This is a genomic window from Yersinia sp. KBS0713, from assembly GCF_005937895.2.
In the GTDB taxonomy this organism is placed as follows: domain Bacteria; phylum Pseudomonadota; class Gammaproteobacteria; order Enterobacterales; family Enterobacteriaceae; genus Yersinia; species Yersinia bercovieri.
The window spans coordinates 1,920,636-1,943,040 of the sequence record NZ_CP042173.1; the positions used below are offsets into that span (position 1 = coordinate 1,920,636).

The window sequence follows — 22,405 nt, forward strand, 5'->3', positions numbered from 1 at the left end:
CCCTTTGCTTTCAATGAAAAAGCTGATAAATAGCCGCTACAGCATAATGGTCATCATGTAAGCGGCAAACAGTGCCAAATGGGCGGTGCCGTTCAAGACGTTGGTTCTGCCGGTGGAGAATGAGATCTGCGACAGAATCAGGACGCTGACCATCACCACGATATGTGGCGCTTCCAGACCAAAGGTCAACTCTTGCCCGGTCAGCACTGCTATTAGTGTCACCGCTGGAACGGTCAGTGAGATGGTCGCCAGCACTGAGCCGAAGAACAGGTTCATGGCGCGCTGCACCTGATTTGCCAGCACTGCTTTTAAAGCCCCCAAGCCTTCTGGAGAGAGGATCAGCAGGGCAATCAGGAAGCCTGTAAATTTGGCCGGTGCATTCAACTCAGTCAGCAGTGCTTCCAGTGGGTTAGCATCAAATTTGGTGACTGCAATCACCGCGACCAGATGAACCAACAACCAAAGTGTATGCCACAGGCTACTGTGAGACGACGGCTTACCGTGCGGGTCACTGGGATCATCACCTTCGTCTTCGTGTTCATAGACAAATAGATTTTGGTGCGTTTTGGTCTGGATCAGCAGGAAAACGCCATACATCGCCGCCGAAATGGCCGCGACAACCAGTGACTGTGCCACGGTAAAATTACCGCCGGGCAGGGTGCCGGGTAATACCAACACAATGATCGCCAGCGGAAAGATAGCCATCAGATATTGTTTGATACCCACCAAATTGACGTGCTGAGTGGCAAATTTACGCCCACCTAGCAGTAACGAGACACCCACCAATCCACCGATCACAATCATGATGATGGAGTAGAGTGTATCGCGCATCAACGCGGGGGCGGCATCGCCGGTTGCCATCATGGCCGAGATCAGGCTGACCTCAAGCACCACCACTGACAGACTGAGGATCAGAGAACCATAGGGTTCACCTAAGCGGTGTGCTAACACGTCGGCATGGCGAACCACGCTGAAAGCGCTGCTCAGAATACCCACCAGGGCAATCAGGTTGATAATGATAACGGCGGTGAAATTGCTGGTATTGCCCCAGATATTAAGAATAACCAGCGCAATAATGGGCAGAATAAGGGAGTATTCGTGATGGCGTGATTTAGATCGGCCAGGATCATTTTGCGACTTCATTTTGAGAAGGCTCCTGATAACTTTACTCTATTAAACGGGCATTACAGCCATTTAACGATAATTAAGCGCCATATTGCAGGCTAAGTAGCCTTAAGACTAACAAATAACAGGAAATTGTCGCAGAAAATTTACAAGGTTTTAACTGGGCATGGTCAAAAAAGAGCAAGAAAAAGGGGCGTCACCAGGTAATACCCCTTGATTTTTAGGGATTAATTGAGACTAATCGTCAATGTTGTCCATAACTTCGTGGCGTTTATGATGGTAGTCCTCTTCATTCAACCCTTCACGCCAGTAAGGGATGGCATAGAGTTGTTGGCGGTCACCACCTTTTTCACGGCGTAAATAGCGGCGTAACTGCACCACCAGACTATCTTCACCGGCAATCCAGAAGGCCGACTCTTCCATCGACAAATTCAGTGCGCAGAATTGGGTAATCACCTGCTGCGTTTTCTCGGTACCACCAATCACCCAACTGAGTTCAACAGCGGCAGGCTTGATCAGCTCCAGCACATCTTGTGGCGTATTCACACGAATAATGGCATGGCCTTTAGCATCAGCAGGCAGGGACTCCAGCAGTGCGGCAATGGCAGGGAGCGAAGAGGGATCGCCAACCAGATAGCGGTAAGTTGCCGCAGGCAGCAGAGTTTCAGGCCCACCGGGATTGGTGATGCCTAACCAGTCACCGGGCCTGGCATTGCGGGCAAAATTTACCGCCGGGCCACTGTGGTCATGGATAGCGAACTCAATATCTATCTCACATAACTCTGGGCGGATAGCCCGCACTGAGTAGGTGCGAACAATCGGGCGCACTTGTGCCGCTGGCCACACCGGGCCTTTCTCACCAAGCACCGGTAACTCCGGTTGCGTTTGACCCGCTAAAGGCAGAAATATCTTCAAATGCGCGCCACCACACTGTGGCGGATAGTTGTGCAAAGTGGGGCTAGCAAAGGTAATGCGGCGCAGATGAGGTGAGATATCCACCACTTTTTTCACCTGGACCAGGCGGGGCGGGGTTGGGCGATATTTGGGCTTTACTGCAGTAGATGTTGTGGTCACAGTTTATCCTGATTAGCGGCTGGCGGAGTATGCAGGCCATCAGCCAATATTGAGAGTAGCAATTAAAGCAATAAATCATGCCAATAATCAATAGTAATGATAACTATTATCAAAAAGAAGGATTATATTACCTTAAAAATAATAGGGCTGGGTTATAGCTGCAAGATAAAAACTTAACTTAATTACTGGGAAGAGATCCCGTGTCGTATTTAATTATTTATTTAAGTCGCGTGAACCAGATGATATATAACGGAGGTGTATTGGTTATTTCACATTTTATTATTTTTTATCATATAGTTAATGCTGGCTTGACTATTAAGTGGTTTTAATTTGATGGGTTATGATTTTAACTATAAGTTATTTTACCCCATACGTAATGGTTTTTTACACAAACACAAGGAGAGTTATCATGCCTAAGCAAAAGCTGCCTGAAGTTAATTATCTTATTGATGGTTATTTAGATGGACCTAAAGAAATAAGCCTTGGGGTATATACAATAATAGCCAACAAAAATAAGGAGGTTAAAATTCTGGTACCAGAAATTTCCAAGCTAGGAAGTGATAAAAAGAGAGTGCTGTTCTCTGATTTAAGCCACTTCTTAATTTCAAATTTTGATGATAATAACATTCCATCTACAATTATATTAGATAGTGATAAAATTACGGCTGATGGGGAAGTATTAGCCAGAAAGAGAGATGGTAAGTGGGTTAGTAACAAATCTGTGATAGAGCTTATTAAGCAACAGTGTTTCTATGATTTCTACACTAAAAACATTAACAACTCTAATGAGGGGATGAATAGTAATAACACCTATGGTATTAGATTATCACGGTATACGGACTCTTTATCAAAGCGTTATTTTAGTGATGTTATTAATAGATATATAAATATAGATCTATCCTCATATGAGGGTAGTAGTGCTGAAAATAAAAAGGTTATCCAGCAACATATAAAAATAATAAAGAATGCCATTTCTAACAGTTACACTAGGTTGGAAGAAGTGCCAGAAAGAATTGTTATAAAAAATAACCCATCAGATTCCACAATGCCATATATATATAGTAGAAGTGGAGATCTTTACCTGAGTAAAAAGCCGGATAGGAGTTATGTGTTCGAAAAAATTGATTTTTCTGCATATGAACACTCTTTAAGTGAGGAGTATCAACGGTTATCTGCCATAAAAAATCCAAATGCTAAAATTAAGAAAGAGATCGAGACGGTAAGCGAATTATATAAATTACTGTCTGAATACAATAAAAGCTCAATTGAGTTTTCAACCGGTAAGGCGAACGGGCAGCAACCTATTTCCTCGATAAATTATCTGATGCGGATTTTAGATAATATTTCATTATGGAGTAGAAGTAATAAGGTTATTATTGACTTATTAAGTGATGTTGAACGTTATAAAGAAAATATACTTCCAATGGGGAGTATTGATAGTGATTATTTTACCCATGATGCTGACACTTATCATCGGGAGTTAGGCGTGGATAGTGATCCTGTCTTAGCTGATAAATTATTTGAATTCGAGAGAAAACTGCAAATAGCAGAATCAGTTATTGATCAAGTGAGAGCTGACAAGGGGCAGAGTGAATCTTTGATTATCATTCACAAAGATGAGCTAGCTCCTTTTTTTTCAAAAAGTGATGGCTCAATAATTAAGTCTCTTGTACTTAAAGCTGCGACAGATAATGTAATAAATAAGTTATTTAAAGAGTATGTTAATACGATTAAGAAGGATCCTGCTCTCTCTCAGGGTAAAAATTGGATTACAGATATTCATAATAGTGACAAACAATTTAGTGACAGTTTAACCACTAAAATAGCTGAGCTACATCCTAAAAAAAATAAGCCTATTACTCGCTGGCCTTTACTGACAGAAAAAGTGGAAATAAATGAATATGCTAGGGTGACAAAATCAAATTATGAGTTTCAGATTATTTTTCAACTAAGCCACGATAAGTTGGTGGCAGATTCTGCCGTCAAGTTGGCAGGAAAACACCATCAGGGGGCAACTTCCGTCATTGTACAACTTGATGCTAATGGTTCGTATCGCACTTTTGGTGTGGATGCTGCTACTGGACTTTTTAATCTACTGGAGGAACATGCATTTATTGATCTGCTTAAACAGCGGGTCAATAATGGGAAAACGAAATTACGTTGGCAATTAGTCGGCCATGGTGAGGGGATAAAAAATCAGGAGTCAACAACGTTAGCCGGCCAACAACCTGATCAGTTGGCTAATAATCTGGGCCAATTTTATCGCAAATTACAGCAGCATCAGGTGGATATTAAGCCACAACAAATTAGCCTGGTGGGGTGTAAAATGACCGGGTTTGAGAATGTGCAGCAGAGTTTTGCTTATCAGTTTATGAAGGTGATGGGAAATAATGGAATTAAGTCAACACTTTCTGCGACAACCAAAGCGATAACTGTTGATCAAGAAGGGCATAAGCCTGTAGTGACTGCGAGAGAGGGTAATAGTCTTGTCACTAACAATGCAAAGGTTATCTTCAAATGGAGTGAGCAAGGGGAGATTGAACACCAATTTAAGGCCAAGAGCAAATTTGAGTATCATGAAAATATTAATAAGTTAAATTCATTAAGCGATAAGAATATTAATCAGCCAATACCAGAGTCATCGCCATCAATAAATAAAACTGTTGTTCATGAAGCATCAGCCACTAATAAGCTGGCTAAAATAGGTCCTAAAGTAGGTCGTGTGATGCAGGGTTATGGTGTTATTTCTGCTCTAAGGCAGGTTGCGGATTATAACCGACGAGTTAATAGTGGCGAGTTACCTCCCGAGCAAATTGCACAGATGGAGCAGGATTTAGCCTTAACCTTCGGCGCAATAGTCAGTGATTTCTCCATTGATGGTGCTCAATATGGGCTTAATAGCAAATTAGGGCAAGGGTTACTGAAACATAGTAAAGTTGCAGCAGGCGCGCGCGTTGGTATGCCTGTACTATCAGCGCTCAGTAGCTGTTTTGATATTTATCAGGCCTATAATGCATTTTCAAAATTAGCAGTAGAGAGTGATTCCCATTCACAGCGTGATCTCGTGGTGAGTGGCGTTTTTTCCACAGTGAATGCCTCTATTGGTATCGGTATGGGCATTGCCATGGCAATTGGTGGGAGCCTGGCCACCTATGCAGGCCCGGTGGGGATGATTGCTGCAGTAGCGATGCTAGCGGCCTCACAGATTTATTCCGCAGTGACTCAAATTGAGCGTATTCGGGATATTTTACCGGAGATGACGATAGGAGAGCGGATTGAAAATGGTCTGCGGTTATTCTTTGACATGCCAGTAACAGAGGATATAGCCAATAAAGTTAATGCTAAGAATGCTCAGAAAGTGCGGCAATATATATTAGAGCAGCAGCATCATACTTATCAGGAGTTATTAAAAAACAGTGTTGATAAAGATACGCTGTTCTATAGCCGTGGTGATATACGCCTTCATGAGATTATACATACTCGACCATCTACTTCAGATACTACTATAGATTATAGCCCTGGACTCTTAGGGATGGGGCGCCCTACTGTCAGTAGAAATAATAGTTCTTTAATAGCAACTGAATATAAAAACTATAGTCTGGATGAAATTCAAGGTGTTAATGATACCATTGTTGCCGATGAATATAGTGATGGCACTGATAACAGTGTTGTTAGAGTGGGAAACATAGAATATCCTGTCCGCCCTGACAAAGTATTAGCCCAGAATAAAGCTGCACTTTTCAGTTTGGGCAGTGGTGATGATACCGCCAGAGGCTATAAAAATAAAAGTAATGTCTTTATGGTGGAACAGGGGTATAAGGAATTTACTGGTGGAAACCAGAGTGATACTTTTATTTTTAATAATCCTGATATTGGAGAAAGAGTCAGTCAGCTGGATGGTGGCGAGGGGAGTGACACTATAATTTTGGCAGAACCAAAGAGTGACGACATAAGTAACAACGTCAATCTTACCTCAGGCGTGTATACTCAGCTCAGCACGGGGAAGGTGCAGCATATTGCCAAACTTAGCAATATCGAAAATATCATTAGTCATAAAAGTACGAATGATACTATCAACGGTAACAATCAAGATAATTATCTCAATGGCTTAGGTGGCAAGGATACTATATTTGGGTATGGTGGGAATGATTTTATTGCTTTACAAGCAGGGTTTGCTGCTGGTGGTGATGGAATTGACACTTATCATATCCTACAAAATAGCACCGAAAAAACAGTTGAAGTTATTATTGCTGAAAGCTCCGAGTCATTAACATCAAGAACAGAAACTAGTAATATTTTGCTGGATTATAGCGTCGAACAGATAACCTCATTACGGCGCACTGGTAATGGGATGTTATTTGAGTTGGAAAATAATAACGGTAGCCTGACTAAATTGGTGCTCAATGATTGTTACCAATCAGTGGAGGGGAAGCTATTACGAGTATTGGATTATAATTTCATCACTAATGATGGTTTTATTTTGACACCGCAATGGCCGGCTGAGCTACAAAAGGCCACTGAGTGGTTCCACCCGATTATGTTGGCGCAATATTCCCCACTGAGTGATCGTCGTTATAACAGGCTACTAGAGAAGTATCATCCACAAGAGATCACCGTCCGTTTCGAACTCGACGGTGAAAAAAAAGGTCACAGCGTGACACATCTGATTAAGCAACCATCAGGTGAGGATCTTATTCTGGCAGAAACAGTGCTGCCGCCAGTTATCCGACTCTCCGTTTATGATATGCCAATATTGATGGGTTATTTACCTAATTATGAGTTGTTAGGTGATGATCGCAGGAATGTTTTTCTTGCCAAACAGAACAATGGGTTATTAGCAGGAGGCGGTGGTAGTGATGATTACATCATTCAATATAATCCCGCTAATCCAATGGAGATCGTCATTGATAACTATGACAGTGAACAGGCCATCGATACACTTATTTTTGAAGGGGTAGAGGCGTATGAGTTTGTTGCCACTGCCGATGAGCAAGATGTTATTTTGACCCATAGAGAAAAACCGGCAGAGTATAATCGTGTCCGGCTGGTGAATTATCTACAGGATGAGAAATATCGTCATCTGGCATTAATGGACAGTAGTGATCCATTAATGCGTAAAGATAATACTCTAACCGGGGTGAGGATACATCAGATTGAGGTCGATACGAATGGAAAACCGACTGTTACACCGAGATTTATCCCCTTGGCCACTGACGATGTTAATCTTAATACTCATTTAGTTCAGTTATCAGAACTGATGGCGAGTATGCCGGTAACAGAGCGAATTGCAGTGAGTGATAACTACCACCAGGGGCTGAAAAATAGCGGGACTCACCTCACGATAAATACCGAATTAAGTGCTGCATAATTTTTGTATTATAAATTTGGCGAGTAGCGTTGTCTGCTCGCCAGTCAGATCCATCGGGCAGCGTGATAGCTTAATAGGGGCTGTAATGGCAGCGTGCTATATTAAAAAGTTATTTCATATAGCCAGCGGGATTATTCCACATCTGCTGGTATAAAATTGAGGGAGTTCTATTTCCACCTGCCAATATGATAAATAATACTATTTTTATTTCCTCATTCTCAATTGAGAGGATATCTATCTACTTAAGCTTTAGTTAGCACAAAAAAATATAAGAAACGTTTTTTTTGTATTTGTTTGACATCAACTTCCCCCGTAAAACTATCTCACCCCAGCCTATCGGCAACAGCAAGTTCTTTGGGGCGATTTATTAAAATGAAGTAAAAGGGGCTAAGTATGAATTTCCAACAACTGAAAATTATTCGGGAATCAGCCCGCTGCAATTACAACCTCACTGAGGTGGCTAATACTCTATTCACCTCACAGTCGGGGGTTAGTCGGCATATTCGCGAACTGGAAGAGGAGCTAGGGATTGAGATCTATATCCGCCGCGGTAAGCGCTTATTGGGGATGACTGAACCGGGCAAAGAGTTACTGACGGTGGCGGAGCGCATGTTGAATGATGCTAATCAAATTCGTCGTCTGGCCGATGTATTCAGCAATAATGATAGCGGGCAGTTACATATAGCCACGACTCATACGCAAGCGCGCTATAGCTTACCTCGGGTGATTAAAGAGTTTCGTTTGCTCTATCCGCAGGTGAAGTTGGTGATTAGTCAGGGTAATCCACAAGAGATTGCCGCTATGCTGCACTCCGGCGAAGCCGATATTGGCATTGCCACTGAGCTATTGATGAGTGATGAGTCCGTCGCGGCATTTCCTTACTACCGCTGGCACCACGCGATTGTAGTACCAGAGAATCACCCGTTAACCCAAGAAGCTAATATCACCCTGGCAACCTTGAGCAGTTTGCCATTAATTACCTATCGTCAGGGGATCACGGGCCGCTCACGTCTGGATAATGCTTTTAAAAACGCAGGTTTAACACCAGATATTGCACTTAGCGCGCAAGACTCTGACGTGATTAAAACCTATGTTGAGTTAGGTCTGGGGGTGGGGATTTTGGCGGATATGTCCTATGAGGCAGATCGTGATAAGGGGCTGGTACGACTGAATGCAGAGCACTTATTTGATGCTAATACTGTCTGGCTGGGGTTAAAACGGGGTCAGTTACAACGTAACTTTATCTGGTTCTTTATCCAGCTCTGTAATCCAACACTCTCCCTGCATGATATCAAAGAAAAAGTGCTGGCAGAGGCCAGCGAGGAGAGGGGGATTGATTACCAAATTTAGCCAATAGCCGGCGCTGACTGGCAGTGTCAACATCCAAGGTCAGTCAAGGTCAGTCAAGGTCAGTCAAGGTCAGTCAAGGTCAGTCAAGGTCATCATTGTCCGGGCTAAATTGCACCCGCACTTCAGTCCCACCCTCTTCTCGCTGACGAATATTACACTGTCCATGTAAGCTGGTGGCGCGATCCTGCATAATCATCAGGCCGTAATGATTCGGCCGCTCACTGGCTTGACCAATACCACAGCCATTGTCGATGATGGACATCACAACTTCACCCTCCTCAGCCACCACCCTGACCTCGGCCTTGCTGGCATGGGCGTGCTTATAGATATTGTTCAGCGCTTCACGGGCGATATTGACCATATGAATAGCTTGATGGTCGGGCACCGCGTCTGACGCCAGGTTAAAATCGAGGGTAATGGGCACCTTAGCCCGTTCGCTGAACTCATTGACCAGTGTCTGGAGCGCGGCATGTAAGGTGGCGGCATTGAGCTTCAGGCGGAAGGTGGTTAGTAACTCACGTAGCTGGCGATAGGCGATATTAAGTTCATCACGCATTTGCTGTATCAATAAGTTGCTGGCGACGGGCAGATCTGTAGTCTGCATCTGCAAGCAACTCACTTGTATCTTCAGACAAGAGAGGGATTGCGCGATGGAGTCATGCAGCTCGCGCGCAATGGATGAGCGCTCCTCCATCAACAATAGTTGCTGCTGATGTCTGGCCTGGCTCTCCAGCGCTAATGTACTGGTCAGTTGCTCAACCAACATGTTAACCAACTGCTGTTGATCTGAATTGAGAGGGCTGTCCGTGGGTAACTTCGCCAGCAGTAATCCATATTGACCGAGCTTATCACTCAGGCTCCAACTCAATGATTCACGTGATGTTGCCTGGCTGACCCCGCTAAATGCGCTGCTGATGGTTAATTGTGTTGGGACAGATGATTGTGTTGGGGCAGATGATTGTGTTGGGACAGATGATTGTGTTGGCACAGCTGATTGTGTTGGGCGATTTTGTGGTGGTAAATATTCACCATCCATATTATCCGAGAGGTGAGCACGGTAAAGGTGATTGCCGTACAAACAGATCTGCACATTTTCCAGCGGGGTCAGCGCTTGCAGTTGATCAATCACTGGAACCAGCCGTTCACTCAATGGTTGATGGGTATGGAGCTGACGACTGCTATGGTAAAGAAAGGCCAATACTTGGTTTTTCTGTTGTAAATCAGTGGTTTTTTGCGCAACTCGCTGCTCCAAATCACTGTAGATCAACGACAGTTCCTGCGACATGCGATTCAATGCGGTCCCCAGCATACCCATCTCGTCACGTTGATTGGCCAGGGTGTAGCGCTTGCTGAAGTCACCACGGCCAATTGCATTCGCCATTGAGATTAATTGCAGCCATGGGCGCAATAAGCGGCGGCGCAGATAGTAGATAGTGGCTAACAGCAGGCCCAGCGTCAGAATGATGAAAACCAGTTGAATCAGTGTCACCAGCAGCAGCCGCTGCTCTGTTTTATGGTCAATGGCTAATACCAGCGCATCAAGCTGGTGGACAAAATCAGCCACACTGGCAGCCACCTCGTCAGGGTGCTTGGCTTGCAGCAACTGTGGTTTTAGCTTGTTTTGCCAGTAGCGTTCGATTTGCAGATATTGATTGGTCAAACCTTCCCGTTTTAGGGCTTGCTGCAAATCACGGCTGGTTTTGTCCTGCTCCAGCGCCACCAGATAGGGTAAATCGCGATCATCCAGCGGCACCATAGAGAGCAGCCGATAACTTTGCATACGCAGTGAACCCGCTTTATTGATGGCGTGGGCATTACCCTGAATGCTTTGCGCCATCCACGACGAAATCGTCATGCCCGCTAACCCCAACATACCCAGCAGTATCATCAGTAAAGAGATCTGATTCACCAGTGGGATAAGGTAACGTTTCATTAAGTGGGATCCCTAGTCTAATTAGCCTGCAACTTTAACGGTTTTAAGAGTGAAATGTTAGCGCTAATGAGACTTCATCCCAGCCGCCGTCATCATCATACGGAACAGCATAGAAACCGCCAATAGTGCCAGTACGCTACCGCACCAGATAATTAGCATCCAACCGAGGCGCTGCCACCAGGGCGCTCTTCGCGGCTCAGTAGGTGACGAAGGTGATGGTGATTTAATCATTCAATGATAGCCCTGTTCGTGATTGATTTTCCCACGGAATACGTAGTAGCTCCAGAAGGTATAAACCAGAATAATGGGGATGATAAAGAGTGCGCCAACCAGCATAAATCCTAAGCTCTGAGCAGGGGCTGCCGCTTGCCATAAGGTAATAGCGGGCGGAATAAGATAGGGCCAGATGCTGATACCTAAGCCGCTATAGCCCAGAAACACCAGTAAGAGTGTCAACAGGAAGGGGGCGTAATGACCGCCACGTTTGACGGCGCGCAGCAAGGCCCAACTGGCCAGTAGCACCAATATGGGCACTGGCAGGAACCAAAACAGATTCGGTAAGCTGAACCAGCGCGCGGCAATTTGGGGATGTGCCAGCGGCGTCCAGAGACTAATGACAGCAATAATAAGCAGCATTACCCCGGTCAGTGGGGTGGCCAGTTTATGCATCACCTCCTGTAGATGGCCCTCGGTTTTCATAATCAGCCAGGTGCAGCCAAGTAGCGCATAGGCTGTCACTAACCCGATGCCACAAAACAGGGCAAAGGGGGTCAACCAGTCAAACGGCCCGCCGCTGTAGCTGCGGCCTGTTACCGGGAAGCCATGAATAAAGGCCCCGACCACCATGCCCTGGGTAAAGGTGGCAATCAGTGAACCGCCGATAAAAGCTTTATCCCAGATATGCTGCTTTTCAGGGCTGGCTTTAAAGCGGAATTCAAATGCCACGCCGCGGAAGATCAACCCCAATAGCATCAGAGTCAGCGGGATAGCCAGGGCATCCAAAATCACCGCATAGGCTAATGGGAAAGCCCCCAATAACGCCGCCCCCCCCAGCACCAACCAGGTTTCGTTGCCATCCCAAACCGGGGCTACACTATTCATCATCAAATCCCGGTCGCGACTGTTTTTGACCAGCGGGAACAGAATGCCAATCCCTAAATCGAAACCATCCATCACCACATACATCATGGTGCTAAATACAATGATGACGAACCAAATCAGTGGAAGATCAATACCCATCATTAGCTCCTGTTGGGTTGGTGGTCAGTTGGCGGTGGAGTGCTAACACTATCAAATGGCTCACTGACGGCAGAGAGTGGGCGGGCGGGGGTTTTGTGTTGCCCTGGGCCGCCGGGATCTTGCTGCTCACCTTCATGGGCCTTTGGCCCTTGGCGAATCAGCCGCATCATATAGGCGTAGCCCACGCCAAATACCGAGCCATAAACTACGATGAATACCAGCAAACTGATACTCATATGCATCTCGCCGTGAGATGACACCGCATCACTTGTGCGCTGCAAACCATAAACAATCCACGGCTGGCGGCCCACTTCAGTGGTAAACCAACCGGCCAGAATGGCAATCAGCCCGGACGGCCCCATCCACAGCACGAAATAGAGAAAAGGGCGCGACTGATACAAACCACCACGCCAGCGGAGCCATAAACTCCAAAAACCAGCCAAAATCATCAACATACCTAGCCCGACCATGATGCGGAACGACCAGAACACAATGGTAGAATTTGGGCGGTCTTCTGGCGGGAAAGATTTCAATGCCGGGATCTGTTTCTCCAGGCTGTGGGTCAGGATCAGGCTACCTAAATAGGGGATCTCCAGCGCGAAACGGGTTCTCTCCTGCCGCATATCCGGCCAGCCAAACAGAATTAACGGCGTGGCTTCACCGGGCTTATTCTCCCAGTGGCCCTCAATGGCGGCAATTTTAGCCGGTTGATATTTCAGGGTATTCAAGCCGTGGGCATCACCAATCACCGCCTGTAGCGGGGCGACAATCAGGGCCATCCACATCGCCATCGACAGCATTTTCCGCATGAGCGGTGTATCCCGCTTGCGCAGTAAATGCCAGGCGGCGGAGGCCCCGACAAAGAAGGCGGAGGCCAAAAACGCGGCGGTTGACATATGCAGTAGCCGATAAGGGAAGGAGGGATTAAAGATCACTTTCAGCCAGTCAACCGGCACCACTTGCCCATTAATCACTTCAAAACCTTGGGGTGTCTGCATCCAGCTATTGGAGGCCAGGATCCAGAAGGTGGACATCAGGGTGCCGAGCGCCACCATGCAGGTGGCAAAGAAGTGCAAGCCGGGGCCAACGCGGTTCCAGCCAAACAGCATCACACCGAGGAAACCGGCTTCGAGGAAGAACGCGGTCAGCACTTCGTAGGTCAGCAGGGGGCCGGTGATACTGCCGGCAAATTGTGAGAAAAAGCTCCAGTTGGTGCCAAATTGGTAGGCCATGACGAGGCCGGAAACCACCCCCATGCCGAAGTTGACGGCGAAGATTTTTGACCAAAAATGGTAAAGATCACGGTAATCCTCATTTTTGGTTTTTAACCATAAACCTTCTAATACCGCCAGAAAACTGGCTAGCCCGATAGTGATAGCGGGGAAGATAATATGGAACGAAATGGTGAAAGCGAATTGGATTCGGGCCAACTCAAGAGCGGTTAAGCCAAACATAATGACCTCGCTGCAAACATGGTACTGCCTCATTAATCGATAAAATGAATCAAGCCCAGTGTGGCGAGCCACAGGCGACTATTTCAGGGCGTAAACTTGGCAGTTAGTTAACCATAAGTTAAAGTGGCTATAATAGTGACAATTAATTCAATCTTACCTATAACAGTTGGTCTATGACTCGATATGAACAGTTAGCGCAACAAATACGGGCGCAAATAGAATCCAAAGTCTGGCAGGCGGGCGACAAACTGCCGTCGCTGCGGGAGAGTTGTAAGCAATCGGGCTTAAGTTTAATGACCGTGGTGCAGTCATATCAGCTACTGGAAAGTCAGGGGTGGATCGTCGCCCGCCCGCAATCGGGATACTATGTTGCCTCGCGTCCGACACAGCTACCGCAACCGCAGCGCGGGAAAAAACTGCATCTGGATGAGCAAGTAGACATTAATGCGTTTATTTTTGATGTACTACAAGCAGGTAAAGATCCGGCCATCATGCCCTTTGGTTCGGCATTTCCTGATCCGAGCTTATTGCTACAGCCCCGCTTATCCCGTGCGCTGGCCAGTGTCGCCCGCAGGATCTCGCCACAAAGCTCGGTAACCAACCTGCCGCCAGGGAATGAGAGTTTGCGGCGCAATATCGCCCAGCGCTATGCCGCCAGTGGCATGAATGTTTCACCGGAAGAGATTGTGATTACCGCCGGCGCGATGGAGTCACTGAGTTTGAGTCTGCAAGCGGTGACGCAGCCTGGAGATTGGGTGGTGCTTGAGTCGCCCGCTTTTTATGGTGCATTGCAGGCGATTGAGCGCCTGCGGTTAAAAGCCATTTTCATCACCACACATCCACAGCATGGCATGGATCTCGATGCCCTAGAGCAGGTCATCAGCCAATACCCCATCAAAGCTTGCTGGTTAATGAGCCATTTTCAAAATCCACTGGGATGCTCAATCTCTTGGCCGCAGAAAAAACGGCTGGTGGCGCTGCTGCAACAGCACCATATCTCACTGATTGAAGATGATGTTTATGGTGAATTGTACTTTGGTGCGGAGCGCCCATTACCGGCCAAAGCGCTCGATCAACACCGGCAGATTTTGCACTGCTCTTCGTTTTCAAAATGTCTGGCACCGGGATTCCGTGTGGGGTGGGTCGCCGCTGGGGAACATGCGCAGCGCATCCAACATTTGCAACTGATGAGCACGGTTTCGGCCAGCGTCCCGACCCAGTTGGCGATTGCGGATTATCTCACTCAAGGCGGTTACGATACTCATCTGCGCCGCTTACGCCGCTTAATGGAGCAGCGCTTGAACGCAATGCGGCAGGCGGTGGTTGAGCATTTTCCTAAAAATGTCAAAATCAGCCATCCTGCGGGGGGCTATTTTTTGTGGTTGGAGTTGGAGCCACCGTTTAATGCCAGCGAATTATATCGGCGTGCGCTGGAGCAGGGCGTCAGTATTGCCCCCGGCAGGATGTTCACCACCGGTAATCAGTTTGATCACTGCTTTCGGCTCAATGCCTCTTTTGCCTGGTCAGAGCAAAGCCAAAAGGCAATCCAGATCTTGGCGCAATTGATTAACCAGCTCACCGATAATAGATAATAGCCACTTCCGCTAACCCTCGTGCAATTCAAACTGCTGTGCCGCAGCCAATGGCTCCAGAAATTGGGGCCTAAATAGCATTATCCGCTAGTCATGTTGCGGTAACTCCCCCCCCTCTATGCTGCATAAGACTCTTATTTGTTGTCGCAATGCCCTTTGTCGCCACAGTAGAAATGCACTCAATTGAAGCATTCACTGCTCATTTATAGGGCGGCAGCAGTATCGATTGTTATTTATGTGTTGCAAAACTGTGATCTGGTAGAGCAAAAATCAAAATTGACCATAAATGCATATAATTGCTAGTCAAACCCGCACAAATGGTCAATTTAACCACTAAAATACAGAATGAATGCGGCTATCTTGCATAATTATGCATTTTAAATTATTGTTTTAATGGAATTTATACATTCTATTCACATATCTTGTGGTGTGGCACGAAAGCTGCTGTACACTTTATATCAGGTGAATATATTTCATTCTTTATTGTTATCAGAATAAGAGATTTTTGTTGGCTGCTATCACCAAGCCTAACCAGAGATCTCTCAACCCAATATTTACGCTGATTAAAGAGGCCACTATGGAACAGCCAATCCCGGTTACCCGACACTCTTTTGATGAATGGATCGTCCCAACCTATGCGCCAGCTGATTTTATTATCGTGCGGGGAGAGGGGGCGACACTGTGGGATCAGCAGGGCAAATCATATATCGATTTTGCCGGTGGTATTGCCGTCAATGCCTTGGGGCATGGGCATCCAGCGGTTAAGGCGGCACTGATTGAGCAAGCCGACAAAGTGTGGCACCTGGGCAACGGCTATACCAACGAACCGGTGCTGCGCCTGGCGAAGCAACTGATCGATGCGACTTTTGCCGAGAAAGTTTTCTTCTGCAACTCAGGGGCCGAGGCCAATGAGGCCGCACTGAAACTGGCGCGCAAATATGCGCTGGATAATTTTGCCAACAAGCCGGGGCAGCAGGGCGAGAAGAATCAGATTGTGGCGTTCAGAAATGCGTTTCATGGCCGCACGCTGTTTACTGTCTCGGCGGGGGGCCAGCCGAAATACTCGCAGGATTTTGCCCCGCTGCCGGGGGGGATTAGTCACGGTATTTTCAATGATCTGGCCTCTGCACAGGCACTGATCACTGACCAAACTTGTGCGGTGATTGTCGAGCCTATTCAAGGCGAAGGTGGCGTATTGCCAGCCGATCGCGAGTTTCTGCACGGCTTGCGGGCCTTGTGTGATCGCCATAATGCGCTGCTGATTTTTGATGAGGTGCAGACCGGGGTGGGCCGCACCGGCGAACTCTACGCCTATATGCATTACGGCGTGACGCCGGATGTCCTGACCAGTGCCAAGGCCTTAGGTGGCGGCTTCCCGATTGCCGCGATGCTAACCACCACAAAATATGCCAGTGCGCTGAATGTCGGCAGTCATGGCACCACCTATGGCGGTAACCCGCTGGCTTGCGCGGTTGCCGGTACGGTTTTGTCACTGATCAATACCCCGGCGGTGCTGGCGGGCGTGAAAGAGCGGCACCAGTGGTTCCTGGATGGATTAGCTGAAATCAATGCCCGCCACAGAGTCTTTGCTGAAATTCGTGGGCGCGGTTTGCTCATTGGCTGTGTGCTTCACAGTGATTATGCCGGTAAATCCAAAGAGATAGTTCAGGCCGCAGCTCAGCATGGAGTTATTGCGCTGATTGCCGGCCCTGATGTGGTGCGCTTTGCCCCGTCACTGATTATTTCGCAGCAGGATATTAAGGAAGGGTTGGCCCGGCTCGCCTTGGGGATTGAGCAGGTGTGTCGAAAGGCTAAGTCGTAACATTTATGCAGTCAGCAAGGGACCTTGAATATGATGATCATTCGCCCGGTAGAGCGCCGAGATTTAGCCGATATCCTTGAGTTGGCAGGAAAAACTGGCGTTGGCATGACTTCACTGCCACAAAATGAGCCACACCTCGCCGCTCGCATTGAGCGCGCGATAAATACCTGGCAAGGTGCTTTGACTGCGGGCGATCAGGGCTATCTGTTCGTCCTGGAAGATAGTGAGCGAGATAAAGTGGTGGGGGTCAGCGCCATCGAAGTGGCGGTGGGGATGAATGATCCTTGGTACAACTTCCGCGTTGGGACGCTGGTACATGCATCGAAAACGCTCAATGTGTACAAATCCGTCCCGACCCTATTTCTCAGCAATGACCACACCGGATATAGCGAGCTGTGCACGCTGTTTCTCGATCCTGAATATCGCATCAATAAAAACGGCCCCTTCTTATCAAAAGTGCGCTTTCTATTTATTGCCGCCTTTCGCGACTACTTCTCCCGCAAAGTCATTGCCGAGATGCGGGGCTACACCGATGAACAGGGCCGCTCGCCATTTTGGGAGAATGTTGGTCGCCACTTCTTCTCGATTGAATTCGCCAAAGCCGATTACCTCAGTGGTACTGGGCAAAAAGCCTTTATTGCGGAATTAATGCCTAAGCACCCGCTATATGTCGATTTTCTGGCGGCGGAGGCGCGGGCAGTGATCGGGCAGGTTCATCCCCACACCGCACCCGCACGGGCAGTTCTGGAGACTGAAGGGCTACAATATCAAGGTTACGTGGATATCTTTGATGGCGGCCCAACACTGGAAGCCAACACTGATGAAGTACGCGCTGTGCGTGACAGCAGTATGCGAAAAGTGGTTATCGATGATATCGATATTGACCCGAGTGGCACCGCCTATTTGGTGGCGAATGACCATTACCAACATTTCCGCTCAATATTGATTCACACTCATCTATCAGATGAATTGCTGCACTTAACCACTAAAAATGCGGCTGCGCTAGGTGTCACGGCAGGTGATTCGGTTCGGATAGTGAGCCTCTTTGCTCCGGAGATAAAAAAATGACCCATCCTGCACTGTTTATTCAGGGTGAATGGCGCACCGGCCAGGGTGCCCATTTCGACAAACATGACCCCATGGACCAGCAACTCTTGTGGCAGGCGCGAGCCGCTGATCCTCAGGATGTCGCGGCGGCTTGTCACGCCGCACGGGAGGCTTTCCCCGCCTGGGCGCGTGCGCCGCTGGAACAACGCGTGGCGGTGGTGCAACGTTTTGCCGCCTTACTTGAGCAGCATAAGCAACAACTGGCGCGCACCATTAGCCTCGAAACCAGTAAGCCGCACTGGGAAACCCTAACGGAAGTGCAGGCGATGATTGGCAAAGTGGCCATTTCGTTGCAAGCCTATCAAACCCGCACTGGCAGCAGCCGAACCCCGATGGCCGATGGTCTCTCGGTGCTACGTCATCGGCCTCATGGTGTCCTGGCGGTGTTTGGCCCTTACAATTTCCCGGGGCATCTGCCCAATGGGCATATCGTGCCGGCACTATTGGCCGGTAATACTGTGGTGTTTAAGCCCAGTGAACTGACACCGGTGACGGCAGAAGAGACCGTCAAATTGTGGCAGTTGGCTGGCATACCTGACGGCGTGCTCAATTTAGTGCAGGGCGGGCGCGAAACCGGCGAAGCGCTGGCGGCGCAGCCCGATATTGATGGCTTACTGTTCACCGGCAGTGCGAACACCGGTTACCACTTACATCGCCAGTTGGCGGGGCAGCCGGAAAAAATTCTGGCGCTGGAGATGGGCGGCAACAATGCCCTGATCGTCGAGCAAGTGACAGATCGTGATGCAGCGGTCAATCTCGCCATTCAGTCGGCATTTATCTCCGCCGGGCAGCGCTGCACCTGTTCACGTCGGCTGTTAGTGAAAATCGGGGCTGAGGGGGATGCCTTTTTGCAACGATTTGTCGCCGTCGCCAAAGCCCTGCGCATTGGTCGCTGGGACATGCAACCCGCCCCTTTTATGGGCGCGGTGATCTCATCGCAGGCCGCCGAAAAGATGCTGGCAGCACAGCAACATTTGCTAGCTTTAGGCGGCAAGCCACTGTTAACCATGACCCGCCCCGACAGCCAGAGTGCAGTATTGACCCCCGGTATCATTGATATCACCGGTATCGCGGCGGTTCCCGATGAGGAGTATTTCGGCCCGCTGGTCAGTGTGATTCGCTATGACGATTTTGCTCAAGCAGTGAAGATGGCTAATCAAACCCGCTTCGGGTTAGCCATTGGTCTGGTCTCTGATGATCGCCAACAATTTGAGCAACTGCTGCTGGAAGCTCGAGCGGGGATTGTTAACTGGAACAAACCGCTGACCGGGGCCTCCAGTGCTGCGCCCTTTGGTGGGATTGGCGCCTCGGGCAACCATCGGCCAAGTGCATTTTATGCCGCTGATTATTGTGCCTGGCCAATGGCATCACTCGAAAGTGAGAGCCTGACTCTGCCCGCGACTTTATCTCCGGGGATCTGTTTTGATTTACCCGACCAACACTGATTTACCCGACAAACACTGATCCGCGCAGGGAGAACATGATGGCAGGATATGAAGTTAACTTTGATGGATTGGTTGGGCTGACACATCACTACGCTGGATTGTCTTTTGGCAATGAGGCCTCGACGACCCATCAAAACAGCATCTCTAACCCTCGATTAGCCGCCAAGCAGGGGCTGCTAAAAATGAAGGCGCTGGCGGATTTAGGCTACAAACAGGGCGTTTTGCCGCCACAGGAGCGCCCGGCAATCGGGGTGCTGCGGCAGTTGGGTTTTAGCGGCTCTGATGAGCAAGTGTTGAGTGAAGTGGCCCGCAAATCACCGCGCCTGTTATCAGCGGTCAGCTCCGCCTCTTCGATGTGGACCGCTAATGCCGCGACGGTCTCCCCCTCAGCGGACAGCAGTGATGGCCGCGTCCACTTCACTGTTGCCAATTTGAATAATAAATTTCATCGGGCGATTGAGGTGGATACCACCTCCGCACTGTTAAAAGCGGTTTTCAACAACCATCGCCACTTTGTTCATCACGATGCTTTACCCGCTGTCGAACTGTTTGGCGATGAGGGGGCGGCTAATCACAACCGGTTGGGCGGCGAGTATCATCAGCCGGCAATTCAGATGTTTGTTTATGGCCGCAAAGGGCTGGAAAATGGCAGCAGCCCGAGCCGCTATCCTGCCCGCCAAACACTGGAAGCCAGTCAGGCGGTCGCGCGCTTGCACCAGTTATCACCTGAACAGACGGCCTTTGTGCAGCAAAACCCCGCGGTGATTGACCAAGGGGTCTTTCATAATGATGTCATCGCGGTCAGTAATAAAAATGTGTTGTTCCATCACCAACATGCATTTGTGCCAGATATCCAAGTAATGGATGATATTCGCCGCAAAATGGGGCGCATTGAACAACAACTGATCACGATTGAAGTGCCGGCTGCTGAGGTGTCAGTGGCTGATGCGGTATCAACCTACCTGTTTAACAGCCAATTGTTAAGTAAACCCAACGGCAAAATGCTGCTGGTTATCCCACAAGAGTCACAAGATAGCTCTGCGGTGTGGCGGTATCTGTCCGAACTGATAAATAGTGGCGGGCCAATTGATGAAGTTAGGGTATTCGACCTGCGGGAAAGTATGCGCAATGGTGGTGGCCCGGCCTGCTTACGGTTACGTGTGGCGTTGAATGACACTGAGTTACCTGCGGTTAATAGCCGAGTGATGATGACCCCAGCACTGTTTGTCGCGCTGAATAATTGGGTTGACCAGCATTATCGTGATCACTTGCAATTTAAGGACTTAGCAGACCCGCAGCTATTGCAAGAGGGGCGGCAAGCTTTGGATGAACTGACGCGGATACTCAATCTTGGCTCGGTATACCCATTCCAACGGGATTAGGCGCAAAGCGGAGGAAGGATAATGCCAGATTTCTTGTCGGTGACACTCTCGGGCCATTCACCGCAAATCACTCAAGGTGAAACGGCAAACCTCAAATGGCAATGGCTTGGCGCAGGGGTGTTGATGTTGACGCCCCATGGCAGCTACACCCAGTCGGTGGTGCTATCTGCCGGCATCCATGGAAATGAAACCGCGCCGATTGAGATCATTAATCAATTAGTCGCCGAGTTATTGCTGGGTGAATTGCCACTGGCGGTACGTGTGCTGGTGATATTAGGGAATCCGCCGGCCATTATAGCCGGTGAGCGCTACCTCATTGCGGATATCAACCGCATGTTTGGCGGGCGTCATCAGAGCTACTCAGCGGGGGAGGAGCCAGCAAGGGCGGCGTTTCTCGAACAGGTGATGGTTGATTTTTTTGATGCGGATAACCAATCAATACGGCTGCATTATGATTTACACACCGCGATCCGAGGTTCCCATCATACCCGCTTTGGTTTATTACCCTACCAGTCCGCGCCATACTCTGCGGCAATGCTGCGCTGGTTACAAGATATTGAACTGGATGCACTGGTGATGCACACCTCGGCGGGGGGAACCTTTGCCCACTTCAGTAGTGAGCACTGTCTGGCGGCAAGTTGCACGCTGGAACTAGGAAAGGCGCTGCCATTTGGTCAAAATCAACTCGCGCAATTTAGTGCGATTATTGCGGGATTGAGGGCATTAGTCAGTGGTGAGCAACTCTCTAAGCGCTCGACAGAGGCGATGATACTCTATCGGGTGGTTAAATCACTGCTTAAACAGCACACAGATTTTAAACTTTTGGTGGCGGATGACACGCTGAACTTTACCCTTTTCAGGCAAGGCACACTGCTGGCAGAACAACCCAATGAGCTTTATCGTGTCCAGCATGACGCGGAGTGGATCTTATTTCCCAATCCACGGGTCGCGATGGGGTTACGTGCCGGGATCATGTTGGTGCAAATGGATGAATGTGAGCTACCTACAGTATAAGTAAGAGGTGATTACCAATACCGCCCTGGATAGTGACGTGAGGTAATATCACGAGCAGAACTATTACTTAAGCTAAATTCAAAGCAATATATCTTTATTAACATACAAAATAATGGGCCAGGGAAGACAATGGCTCATTTTTTATTCATTAAATTAAAAAAGCTTCTCTTCCATTTTAGCCCACTCTTCCACTATTAATAAAAAAATGGCAGCTCATTAACGAATCCAAGAGACCATTTTTATATATTTATTAATTCAATTTATGCTTATTGCACCAAATGTGACATTTAATAGCTCACTCTTTGTGTTTTTATAGCCATTAAATAGCAGTGGATATATAAAAAAGTGCAATGGAACTGTGATAATCACTGCATTTTACAAATCTTATTGTCAAATAGAACAAAAAAGAAACAAATAGAAATGACTTTGCACTAAATTAGTGCTAATGCACTATTTTGGTTATATGTAATTACTTAAAATCCATTATAATCAATGTGTTA

14 protein-coding genes are annotated in these 22,405 nt (G+C 48.0%); 8 read left to right on the forward strand and 6 right to left on the reverse strand.

What is annotated here, in order from left to right; all coding sequences use genetic code 11:
• Positions 1 to 36 precede the first annotated feature (36 nt).
• Together chaA and FFE93_RS08975 are read right to left on the reverse strand one after the other, a co-directional pair.
• On the reverse strand, positions 37 to 1,143 hold the full coding sequence (gene chaA / locus FFE93_RS08970; protein WP_005271911.1) for a sodium-potassium/proton antiporter ChaA: 1,107 nt from the start codon (positions 1,141 to 1,143) through the stop codon (positions 37 to 39).
• Positions 1,144 to 1,362: 219 nt separating this feature from the next.
• Positions 1,363 to 2,199, reverse strand: coding sequence for a siderophore-interacting protein (locus FFE93_RS08975; RefSeq protein WP_049602490.1), 837 nt, complete (start codon positions 2,197 to 2,199; stop codon positions 1,363 to 1,365).
• 409 nt (positions 2,200 to 2,608) lie between these two features.
• Here FFE93_RS08975 and FFE93_RS08980 point away from each other — a divergent pair, with 409 nt between their 5' ends.
• Positions 2,609 to 7,567 carry a C80 family cysteine peptidase gene (locus FFE93_RS08980; protein ID WP_005271916.1) on the forward strand — a complete coding sequence of 1,653 codons (4,959 nt, stop codon included), beginning with the start codon at positions 2,609 to 2,611 and terminating at the stop codon, positions 7,565 to 7,567.
• Positions 7,568 to 7,960: 393 nt separating this feature from the next.
• Entirely contained in the window at positions 7,961 to 8,917 is a 957-nt protein-coding gene (gene cbl / locus FFE93_RS08985) for an HTH-type transcriptional regulator Cbl (protein WP_138775052.1), read from the forward strand.
• A gap of 79 nt (positions 8,918 to 8,996) precedes the next feature.
• Here the strand turns inward: cbl and narX are convergent, their stop codons facing one another.
• From narX to FFE93_RS09005, 4 genes are all read right to left on the reverse strand, one after another.
• On the reverse strand, positions 8,997 to 10,850 hold the full coding sequence (gene narX, locus FFE93_RS08990) for a nitrate/nitrite two-component system sensor histidine kinase NarX (protein ID WP_138775053.1): 1,854 nt from the start codon (positions 10,848 to 10,850) through the stop codon (positions 8,997 to 8,999).
• Between the two features lie 63 nt (positions 10,851 to 10,913).
• Positions 10,914 to 11,081, reverse strand: a complete 168-nt coding sequence (locus tag FFE93_RS08995) for a DUF2474 domain-containing protein (protein WP_005271934.1) — start codon at positions 11,079 to 11,081, stop codon at positions 10,914 to 10,916.
• Positions 11,082 to 12,089, reverse strand: coding sequence for a cytochrome d ubiquinol oxidase subunit II (gene cydB / locus FFE93_RS09000; RefSeq protein WP_032896857.1), 1,008 nt, complete (start codon positions 12,087 to 12,089; stop codon positions 11,082 to 11,084).
• A gap of 2 nt (positions 12,090 to 12,091) precedes the next feature.
• Positions 12,092 to 13,543, reverse strand: a complete 1,452-nt coding sequence (locus FFE93_RS09005) for a cytochrome ubiquinol oxidase subunit I (RefSeq protein WP_054871992.1) — start codon at positions 13,541 to 13,543, stop codon at positions 12,092 to 12,094.
• Between the two features lie 173 nt (positions 13,544 to 13,716).
• On the opposite strand from FFE93_RS09005, the gene FFE93_RS09010 reads away from it, so the two are divergent.
• From FFE93_RS09010 to astE, 6 genes are all read left to right on the forward strand, one after another.
• Complete coding sequence (locus FFE93_RS09010) at positions 13,717 to 15,135, forward strand: PLP-dependent aminotransferase family protein (protein ID WP_049602494.1); 1,419 nt, start codon at positions 13,717 to 13,719, stop codon at positions 15,133 to 15,135.
• 577 nt (positions 15,136 to 15,712) lie between these two features.
• The gene (locus FFE93_RS09015; protein ID WP_032896859.1) at positions 15,713 to 16,957 is read left to right on the forward strand and encodes an aspartate aminotransferase family protein; all 1,245 of its coding nucleotides are present in this window, start codon (positions 15,713 to 15,715) and stop codon (positions 16,955 to 16,957) included.
• Between the two features lie 30 nt (positions 16,958 to 16,987).
• The gene (gene astA / locus FFE93_RS09020) at positions 16,988 to 18,025 is read left to right on the forward strand and encodes an arginine N-succinyltransferase (protein WP_005271949.1); all 1,038 of its coding nucleotides are present in this window, start codon (positions 16,988 to 16,990) and stop codon (positions 18,023 to 18,025) included.
• Entirely contained in the window at positions 18,022 to 19,509 is a 1,488-nt protein-coding gene (astD, locus tag FFE93_RS09025; protein WP_049602495.1) for a succinylglutamate-semialdehyde dehydrogenase, read from the forward strand. The genes astA and astD overlap by 4 nt, the downstream gene beginning before the upstream one ends.
• A gap of 38 nt (positions 19,510 to 19,547) precedes the next feature.
• On the forward strand, positions 19,548 to 20,891 hold the full coding sequence (gene astB, locus FFE93_RS09030) for an N-succinylarginine dihydrolase (RefSeq protein WP_138775219.1): 1,344 nt from the start codon (positions 19,548 to 19,550) through the stop codon (positions 20,889 to 20,891).
• Between the two features lie 21 nt (positions 20,892 to 20,912).
• A complete protein-coding gene (gene astE, locus FFE93_RS09035) occupies positions 20,913 to 21,905 on the forward strand; it encodes a succinylglutamate desuccinylase (protein WP_138775054.1) in 993 nt (330 codons plus the stop codon).
• Positions 21,906 to 22,405 lie beyond the last annotated feature (500 nt).

Excerpts from the sequence above, each read along its gene's own strand:
- FFE93_RS09015 (WP_032896859.1), top strand. The coding sequence starts at position 15,713 with ATGGAACAGCCAATCCCGGTTACCCGACACTCTTTTGATGAATGGATC.
- chaA (WP_005271911.1), bottom strand. The coding sequence starts at position 1,143 with ATGAAGTCGCAAAATGATCCTGGCCGATCTAAATCACGCCATCACGAA.
- FFE93_RS08980 (WP_005271916.1), top strand. The coding sequence starts at position 2,609 with ATGCCTAAGCAAAAGCTGCCTGAAGTTAATTATCTTATTGATGGTTAT.
- narX (WP_138775053.1), bottom strand. The coding sequence starts at position 10,850 with ATGAAACGTTACCTTATCCCACTGGTGAATCAGATCTCTTTACTGATG.
- astE (WP_138775054.1), top strand. The coding sequence starts at position 20,913 with ATGCCAGATTTCTTGTCGGTGACACTCTCGGGCCATTCACCGCAAATC.
- FFE93_RS09005 (WP_054871992.1), bottom strand. The coding sequence starts at position 13,543 with ATGTTTGGCTTAACCGCTCTTGAGTTGGCCCGAATCCAATTCGCTTTC.
- astA (WP_005271949.1), top strand. The coding sequence starts at position 16,988 with ATGATGATCATTCGCCCGGTAGAGCGCCGAGATTTAGCCGATATCCTT.
- astD (WP_049602495.1), top strand. The coding sequence starts at position 18,022 with ATGACCCATCCTGCACTGTTTATTCAGGGTGAATGGCGCACCGGCCAG.
- astB (WP_138775219.1), top strand. The coding sequence starts at position 19,548 with ATGGCAGGATATGAAGTTAACTTTGATGGATTGGTTGGGCTGACACAT.
- FFE93_RS09010 (WP_049602494.1), top strand. The coding sequence starts at position 13,717 with ATGACTCGATATGAACAGTTAGCGCAACAAATACGGGCGCAAATAGAA.
- cbl (WP_138775052.1), top strand. The coding sequence starts at position 7,961 with ATGAATTTCCAACAACTGAAAATTATTCGGGAATCAGCCCGCTGCAAT.
- cydB (WP_032896857.1), bottom strand. The coding sequence starts at position 12,089 with ATGGGTATTGATCTTCCACTGATTTGGTTCGTCATCATTGTATTTAGC.
- FFE93_RS08995 (WP_005271934.1), bottom strand. The coding sequence starts at position 11,081 with ATGATTAAATCACCATCACCTTCGTCACCTACTGAGCCGCGAAGAGCG.